This is a genomic window from Methylophaga sp. UBA4204 (assembly GCF_002379485.1).
Taxonomy (GTDB): Bacteria; Pseudomonadota; Gammaproteobacteria; order Nitrosococcales; family Methylophagaceae; genus Methylophaga.
In genome coordinates, this window is the sequence record NZ_DFTU01000006.1 from 894 (window position 1) to 5,083 (window position 4,190).

Here is a 4,190-nt window from a genome sequence, read left to right on the forward strand (position 1 = left end):
AGTGGGTTTACCGCGACGCAAATCATCATCATCCATCATTGGCATATCATCATGAACCAGGGAATAGGCATGAATCATCTCAACGGCGCAGGCCGCTGAGTCCAGGGCATCAGTATTGGCATTAAATGCCTCACCTGTTGCATAAACCAACATGGCCCGCAAACGTTTCCCTCCGTTCAACGTTGCATAGTGCATGGCTTCAGATAACCGTGCAGCGGCTATAACGTTTTGATTGGGTAATCGTTGTTGCAAAGCCAGGCTGATGCGTTGCTGGTGCGAAGACATCCAGTCAGAAAGCGAAAACGTTTTTGTCACGATGCCTCGGAGTCTGGATCAAAATCCACTAAAGCAGACTGGCCGGATTGCTGTAATAACATTTGTACTTTTTGCTCGGCAGCTTGTAATGCTTCCTGACAATCACGGGTAAGTAATACGCCGCGTTCATAAAGTTTTAATGATTCTTCAAGGCTGATATCGCCTTTTTCCAAGCGTTCTACCAGTGATTCAAGCTCACTGACTGCCGCTTCATATTCAAGTTTTTTGCGTTTTGCCACCATATTGGCCTCTGTACAAATCTCGCGTTAACGACACATTATAAGTTAATCGAAGCTTACATGCCCGCTGGAATGTTTGCTAATTTCCCGTTAGTCTGTTGTGTTTTCCTTTTACACTGAACTATTCATGCCGAAAATCATCCGCGGCTTATACAATTTGCCCGATCCTGCACAAGGATGCGTGGCGACGATTGGTAACTTTGATGGTGTACATCTGGGGCACCAGGCTGTACTGACGCAATTGGCAATGAAAGCGGATATGCTTAATTTGCCCGCGGTGGTCATCACCTTTGAACCGCAACCGTTTGAATATTTTGTGCCGGAAAAAGCACCGGCCAGATTATCGCGGTTTCGTGAAAAGGTTGAGGCGCTACGAGCTTACTCAATCCAGAAACTTTGTGTGTTGCGGTTTAATCGTCAATTAGCTGAAATGCAGGCCGAAACCTTTATCCAGAAATTATTGGTTGAAGGCCTGAATGTTCGTTACCTGGTTGTTGGTGATGATTTTCGTTTTGGTAAAGATCGACAGGGTGACTTTGCCTTATTGCAACAAGTAGGGAAACAGCAGGGTTTTCAGGTTGTTAACATGCATACTTTCGCCATTGATGACATGCGAGTTAGTAGTACAAGAATTCGCGAAGCGTTGCAGGACGGTGACTTGGCAGTGGCTGAGAAGTTATTAGGTCGTCCTTACCGGATGAGTGGCAGAGTCGCGCATGGTGATAAACGTGGACGTAAAATGGGGTATCCGACAGCCAATATTCATTTGCATCGAGCAAAAGTACCGTTAAACGGTGTTTATGCGGTACAACTTTATGGCATTGATGAAGAGCCGGTAAATGGTGTGGCCAATATTGGTGTCAGACCCACTATTTCAGGTAGCGATAAGGCACTACTTGAAGTGCATCTTTTTGATTTTAAACGTGATATTTATGGTGAGCACGTACAGGTTTATTTTCTGAAAAAACTGCGTGAAGAACAGAAATTTGCCAGTTTGGAACAGCTGATTGAACAGATCCATATCGATTCTGCGCAGGCTAAAAGCTTTTTTCAGCCTAATTAAGATCCATCGTCTTCACCACTGGCAAATTTACCGGCGTCATAATCCCGAATCAGTTTTTCTGCTGCTTCGACATCGTCATTATTTACCAATACATGGGCGAAATCAGTAGCAGGTAAGTCGCCTACCGCGCCTTGCAGATAATGTCCTGCAACATGTGATTCTATGCCATGCGCATCCAGCAAGCCTGCAACAATATGGGCTTCTAGAATATTCGATCCGCGAAAGATTAACTTCATGGTTATTGCAGATGTACTGCTTCAAATCGAGCCATCACATTACCTTCCACATCAGCCAGCTCAAGATGTTGTCCTTCAATTTGCCAATAACGCACTTTTTCGAGCATAAAATGAACTTCCTGAGCCGTTTCCATACCTTGAGGGCACGCCATCATCGTGCTGGCAATACGACTGAATTTCAGCTTGTCTTCACGAAGTTGATAAGTCCCCATGATTCGATTACAGCCATCCGATCCCGATAGACGATTCTCTTCAGTGGCTAAAATAAGCGAGGGTTCACGCTGATCCTGATAAACGTCAACGGGCTCATCATTCAATCGGGTCAGTTTCCAGTATGTATTCAGCAAACTTTCATTGAAGCCTAATTGACCGCAGGTTTCTCCAGGCCATATATCATCGGCCTTTGTGACAATCAACGTTGGATGCAATATTCCAGTATCGCTGTTGGCTCTTGGTTCAAGGTAACCGGTTACTTCAACTAATATTGGTTGATTAGGCGCTTCAATATATTCCAGATACAGCGATTCAAGTGCTGCGTTATCCGCTTCCTGGGCGACAAACCAACGCTGACCGGTAAGGCATTCCTTAAAGACTCCGCTATCTGCCATATAGTTGTACATACCGTGAAACTGCATGTTCGGATAGACCGCGTAAAAGTCATTGTCCCGTTGAAGTTCATAATTCAAAGGGCTGTTAATCAAAACATACTCCTGATCCATAAGACGAATGTTGCCATCTTTTTCAATCTGGAAAGCTGTTTGCTGTGGATCGTCCGAAAGCAGCCTCAACTGATCCGAATTTTGCTGCCATTGCCCCAGTTGATAAAAGGTCGAATTTTCGCCTGAATCCTGATAATGCATTTGCAGATAATAGCTTTTATCTGCGAATAAATTGAGACGATAATCAATACCCGGGCAATCAGCACAGGGCAAAGTGCCGCTGTAGCTGGCCGGAAAATCGTCAATAATCACGTGACGTTCATCAGCTTCTTCAGTACTGCAAGCACTGAAAAACAAAATCAACAGCAGGGCCAGCCACTTTTTAAACATAGTAAACTCCAGATGCATTTGATCAGAGTTATCGGTGATATTCACCTGCACGCTCTGGTTGATATTCTATGGTTTCAATTCTGACTTGTAACATTCCACCCTGACCATCCTGCCAGTCAATTTCATCGCCTTCTTTCAATCCCAGCATGGCACTGCCGACCGGCGCTAAAATTGAGATGGTGTTACCAGAGTCATCCATATCTTTTGGATAGACCAATTTCAGCGTAAAAGTTACCCCGGTAGAGATAACTGAAAATTTTACCTGAGAATTCATTGTCACCACATTTGCCGGAATCTGTTCTGGAGCAACCAGCTCTGCACGCTCGAGTTCGGTTAACAATGCTGATTTGATATTTGTCGCAATGCCTGGTGTAGCCCGCAATAAATTGTCGATACGGCTGTAATCAAGTTCAGAAATAATAATGTCAGGTTGTGAATTCACAATAAACTCCATTAAACAAGTTTATTCACGCACAAAAGCTACCGGCATGTTTTGACGGCATCAGTTGAGATGAAGTTGGGGAAAATAATTGGTTATCTGGGCCTGTTGCTCTTGCAGAGTCACCACCGCTGTTGAAGTTGAACCATCAACAGCCCGTAACAGGCGAGCTTATGATGGCACAAATTTCAAGCTAATATAAGGTGCCAGCAAAAACAAAAAAATGGCTAATTTATAAACCATCATGCCTAGATAATGCAGTTGTGAAAATTGCTCTCGAGTCATGACGAACCAACGACTATGTAACCGGTAAATTCTGTCACTGCCTACAGCATAAAGCGTAAACCAGAATATCAATGCCAGATAGTTTAGAAATGTGGTCCAGCCGAGAACAAAAGTAACATTTTCCAGCGTCATTGCAGGTTCTCCTTAATTAGCAGAACTCTAGGGCTTGTTGATCTATTTATCGTTAATGATCAACAGACCTCAATCTACGCCGAGTTGTTACTGAATAAAAGTCCCCGGCTTTTAATGGTTGCCACGCAGTTTAGTGAACAGGCGTTTAATAGCCTTGCGTCCATAGCGACGTTTGAATTTAACTTTAAAATCATAAAGGTAAAACGGTAAACGGCAACGGAAGTTAAACGGCAATTTATACTTGGTATGTTGAAGATAATGTCCAACCAGTTTTTCCCGCCCTGACCAGTGTAGTTTGTTGCAAATCCGCGTGAGATCCGACAAACGCTCGGATAATGTCGCATTACGGTTGAAAAAACGCGCCCTGTTGATATCGATAAGCGTAAAGCCCAGTTTATCCCCGGCTTGTTTTTTTATCAGGATATTCCCGCC

Annotated in this window: 7 protein-coding genes and 1 pseudogene; 1 reads left to right on the top strand and 7 read right to left on the bottom strand. The window is 43.9% G+C overall.

What is annotated here, in order from left to right:
- Positions 1-285, bottom strand: a 285-nt coding sequence (locus B3182_RS00730) for a polyprenyl synthetase family protein (protein WP_292751146.1), incomplete at its 3' end; no start/stop codon positions are given.
- Positions 286-311: 26 nt separating this feature from the next.
- Entirely contained in the window at positions 312-557 is a 246-nt protein-coding gene (locus B3182_RS00735) for an exodeoxyribonuclease VII small subunit (protein ID WP_292358047.1), read from the bottom strand.
- Between the two features lie 124 nt (positions 558-681).
- Here B3182_RS00735 and ribF point away from each other — a divergent pair, with 124 nt between their 5' ends.
- Positions 682-1,617: a bifunctional riboflavin kinase/FAD synthetase gene (gene ribF, locus B3182_RS00740; protein ID WP_292358048.1), complete on the top strand. Its 936-nt coding sequence runs from the start codon at positions 682-684 to the stop codon at positions 1,615-1,617.
- Here ribF and B3182_RS00745 read toward each other — a convergent pair.
- The 5 genes and pseudogenes from B3182_RS00745 to B3182_RS00765 form a co-directional block, all read right to left on the bottom strand.
- Complete coding sequence (locus B3182_RS00745; protein WP_292358049.1) at positions 1,614-1,853, bottom strand: DUF2007 domain-containing protein; 240 nt, start codon at positions 1,851-1,853, stop codon at positions 1,614-1,616. The genes ribF and B3182_RS00745 overlap by 4 nt on opposite strands.
- A gap of 2 nt (positions 1,854-1,855) precedes the next feature.
- The gene (locus B3182_RS00750; RefSeq protein WP_292358050.1) at positions 1,856-2,902 is read right to left on the bottom strand and encodes an META domain-containing protein; all 1,047 of its coding nucleotides are present in this window, start codon (positions 2,900-2,902) and stop codon (positions 1,856-1,858) included.
- Positions 2,903-2,930: 28 nt separating this feature from the next.
- The gene (gene rnk, locus B3182_RS00755) at positions 2,931-3,344 is read right to left on the bottom strand and encodes a nucleoside diphosphate kinase regulator (RefSeq protein WP_292358051.1); all 414 of its coding nucleotides are present in this window, start codon (positions 3,342-3,344) and stop codon (positions 2,931-2,933) included.
- Positions 3,345-3,512: 168 nt separating this feature from the next.
- The gene (locus B3182_RS00760; protein WP_292358052.1) at positions 3,513-3,758 is read right to left on the bottom strand and encodes a DUF6868 family protein; all 246 of its coding nucleotides are present in this window, start codon (positions 3,756-3,758) and stop codon (positions 3,513-3,515) included.
- 111 nt (positions 3,759-3,869) lie between these two features.
- A pseudogene (locus tag B3182_RS00765) lies at positions 3,870-4,190 on the bottom strand (hypothetical protein); the annotation flags it as partial.